Origin of the sequence: Acetivibrio ethanolgignens (assembly GCF_001461035.1) — a bacterium.
GTDB lineage: Bacteria > Bacillota > Clostridia > Lachnospirales > Lachnospiraceae > Velocimicrobium > Velocimicrobium ethanolgignens.
Map to the genome: position 1 here is coordinate 1 of NZ_LNAM01000039.1, position 3,698 is coordinate 3,698.

General features: G+C 29.3%; 3 protein-coding genes. All 3 read right to left on the bottom strand.

Translation table 11 applies throughout. From position 1 onward, the window contains the following. Positions 1–207: 207 nt before the first annotated feature. The 3 genes from ASU35_RS03255 to ASU35_RS03265 are packed head-to-tail and all read right to left on the bottom strand — an operon-like array spanning position 208 to position 3,655. Positions 208–2,694, bottom strand: coding sequence for an FtsX-like permease family protein (locus tag ASU35_RS03255; RefSeq protein WP_058351633.1), 2,487 nt, complete (start codon positions 2,692–2,694; stop codon positions 208–210). A 24-nt stretch (positions 2,695–2,718) separates the two neighbouring features. Next, the gene (locus ASU35_RS03260; RefSeq protein ID WP_058351634.1) at positions 2,719–3,384 is read right to left on the bottom strand and encodes an ABC transporter ATP-binding protein; all 666 of its coding nucleotides are present in this window, start codon (positions 3,382–3,384) and stop codon (positions 2,719–2,721) included. Positions 3,385–3,388: 4 nt separating this feature from the next. Continuing rightward, entirely contained in the window at positions 3,389–3,655 is a 267-nt protein-coding gene (locus tag ASU35_RS03265; RefSeq protein WP_147525352.1) for a hypothetical protein, read from the bottom strand. Positions 3,656–3,698 lie beyond the last annotated feature (43 nt).

Consider the following 3,698-nt stretch of genomic DNA (forward strand, 5'->3'; position numbering starts at 1 on the left):
CTTTTAATTAAAACATAGGCAGATGAATAATTCCATACGGTGGATTATTCATCGCTTACTCTGTAAACACATTGAACATTTACTTCCTCATCATTAAAAAACGAGAATAATAGCAAATGCCACCATTCTCGTTTCTTATCATATTATGCAATTATGTCTTTCTTTTTTAGCAAGCAAAAAACTAAAAGGCAATTCAAAAAATCATTCTCACTTATTTTTTATCGCTCTTTTCCCAGCTGTTACCATGATTACAACACAGACTAGCACGTTAAGAGCCCCAAAAATCAACATATACTTCCAATTAATAATATACCTTGCTTTATAGAAAAATAAAATTTTCTTTAAAATCCAAAAAGAAACTCCTGTACTAATCATAGTTCCTACACATATCAAAACTAATGATAAAACACCATAAAATACTGCTGTCATTACCATCATCTTATATAAATCTAGATTAGACAATCCTAATGCTCTCATAATTTTTAGTTCCTTTTTCCAAATATGTGTAATATACTTAGTACTATTCATAACGTATAAAAAACTCATTATCATAATTGCCATTGTCATCAAAGAAAAAATAAATATTTTTTGATCATAGTTTTTTTCTTCTTGTTCTACTTCAAAAGTATGATTAATAAAATATCCACTTTTAATATCTGATACAATATCTGATAATCTTTTTGTTATCTTTTCCTCATTTTCTCCGCTTATTTTTTTGAGTTCAACCTGATTGTAATAATCAATTCCAGTTATTTTTTTGAATACATCATTCCCTGTAACAATATCAATTCCCGAGTCATCTATAAAATACTCATTATGTGTTGATACTGCTTTAACCGTTGCTGCTACTTCAATTTCAATAATATTGTAATATCTATCATTTTTAAATTTAAAAATGTCCTCATTTTCATAATTTTCCCTTCTAGGTACTTTGACTTTTATTTTATCACCAGGTTTAATACAAATATTATCATATCCTCCCCCTCCGTCCATTGATAACCTTACAACTGCTTTCTGACCTGTTTCTATCTCTTCTGGAACTATTTCCCCATCTATAATAAATTCTTGAAGTGAATCCAACATTTGAGAATCATATCCCCAAAGATTAGTTCTTAAGAGAAATGTTCCATCAGACTGTTTTGTACATATTCCACCAGTCATATCTAATAAACGCTGGTTTTCATTTTCTGGCGCAAAGTATTCCTCATTAGGATATTGTTTATCATTTAGAACAACAGCACCAAGCGTATAATTGTATGGATGTATTTCACTAATCCCTTCAATTTTCCCCATTTCTTCTACATTATTTGTTGATATACCATTTAATAGATCCGTATTTCCTATATACACTCTGTAATCCATTCCGCTTCCTAAATCAGATTTTATCTTCAATATGTTTTGTTCTTTTATCTGCTCTAAAACATATTGCGATGTTAAAAAAATCATCCCACCAAATGACAATGATACAATAAGCAAAATGAGCGTAACTTTCCTAATTGTTATAAATCTATACATAATACTATAAATCAAACAATTATGCTTTTCAGACAAAATTCTTCTCTTCTTTAATAACCTTGTTTCCTTTTGCCTGATCAATTCAACAGTATTCAATTTATAGATTTTCTTGACTATTATAAACGTGACAATAATTAGCAGAATGCCTATTACTGTAAATCCTAACTTAACTACATCTAAATTTACTTGAAAATCTACAATCGAAATATTACTATTTAAAAAAGTTTCCATAAATCTATTGTATACTTTATCTGTGAAGATGTTTCCAAGAATATTCCCTAATATAAATCCGATCAGATATAAAATAAATAGTTCTAGAAATATAATCAAAAATAATCTACCTTTTGAACATCCTAAAGCTTTTAATACCCCATAGTCCTTTTCCCTTTTATAAATTGATAAATAATATATGCTATATATCATAAACACAGCAAAAAAACTCCATACAATAACCAAGTCATATTCATCAAAAACAACTCTACTTATCAACCCCCGGAAATTACTATTTTGTTTTCCCAAAGGAACTTTAACTCCTTCACTTTCAAGAACTTCCCAGTTTGCCCTAATTTTTGAATCTGCAATACTATATGTATTTTTAAATTCATTCATTTGATTTTGCAAATTATTCTTTTTATGAAATTGAATATAATACTCACATTCTGCTTCTGTGAAAAAGGTGGTAAATACATTCATTTCTTTCTTGTTTTTATAAAAAGAATCTGATAATAAGCCTACAATCATATATTGTTTTCCATCAAATATAATAGTGTCCCCTATACCAATATCTGTTCCTAAATTCTGCAATACCCATTCTTCAACAATGATTTCTTGTTGATTAGTTGGCATTTCTCCTTTAATTAAATTCATTTTATTCATTCTAAGAAAATCTTGATTACAAGCCTGGAGCTGAATTGGTATAGGCACTTCTGTTGTCGCTATAAATTGCGTTGCTCCAATTTCATAATTATTATCTCTTATAAGTTCTAAATTTTGCTTCTTTCCTCTATAACTATATTCATAATACCCGTTGCAACTTCTAGCGTATTCTGATTGACAATTTCTAATCCCATAAAATAAGTTACCTAATGAGATCATCGCACTAACCATCAATATTACTGCCATTAAAATTGTAATTGTCCTTTTTTTATCCCGTAATATATTCTGCAATACAATCTTCATTTTTCTTCCTCTTATTCCAATTATTTATAAAACATTACCATCGCAAATATGTATCGTTCTACATCCCATCTGAGCAATTTTTTCATCATGAGTAATTACTAAGAAAGTTTGATTAAATTCTTTATTACATTGTTTTAATAACAACATAACGTCCATTGCCGTTTTTGAATCCAAATTCCCTGTCGGTTCATCCGCTAATATTACCATAGGTTTTATCGCTAATGCTCTAGCTATTGCAACTCTTTGTCTCTGTCCACCAGATAGTTCACTGGGATAACTATTCCTTTTGTCCCATATTTTCAGACTTTTCATAACTCTTTTTATATATTCATGATCCACTTTTTTTACTCTATCCAACGTAAACGGTAGAGCAATATTATCATAAGCATTCAATACAGAAAGTAAATTATATTCTTGAAAAATAAATCCTATATTTCTTCTTCTAAAAATAACCTTTTGTTTTTCATTCAAAGATGTTATACAAGTATCCGCAATTTCTACATCCCCCTCATCTGGAGTGTCTATTCCCGCCACAATATTTAGCAACGTCGTTTTCCCCGATCCTGATTTTCCAACAATAGTAACTAATTCTCCCTTTTCTATACAAAAAGATATACCATTCAAAACACCCACTTTATTTTTACCTGTTCCATATGATTTTTTTATATCTCTTACTGTTATTAAATTCATTTTTTTATTCTCCTTCAACGTCATTTTCTGTTTTTAAATTAAGCTCCCTATAAAACTCATTTTCTTTAAGTAATTCTTGATGTGTACCCACTCCAACATTTCTACCTTTTTGCAAAATATATATTTTATCGGCATCACTCACAGTTGTTAAACGATGTGCAATAACAAGTAGAACTTTGTTCTTACAATATTTTTTCACAACATTAAGCACTTTTTTTTGCGACACATTGTCCAAAGCTGATGTAGCTTCATCTAATGATGTTGGGGTCAAAAGCCCCGCTATAGTACCTTGAAAAGTTCATATATTTTGTAGC

Bases quoted from the DNA above. Each gene is read 5' to 3' on its own strand.
- ASU35_RS03255 (WP_058351633.1), bottom strand. From the start codon at position 2,694: ATGAAGATTGTATTGCAGAATATATTACGGGATAAAAAAAGGACAATT.
- ASU35_RS03260 (WP_058351634.1), bottom strand. From the start codon at position 3,384: ATGAATTTAATAACAGTAAGAGATATAAAAAAATCATATGGAACAGGT.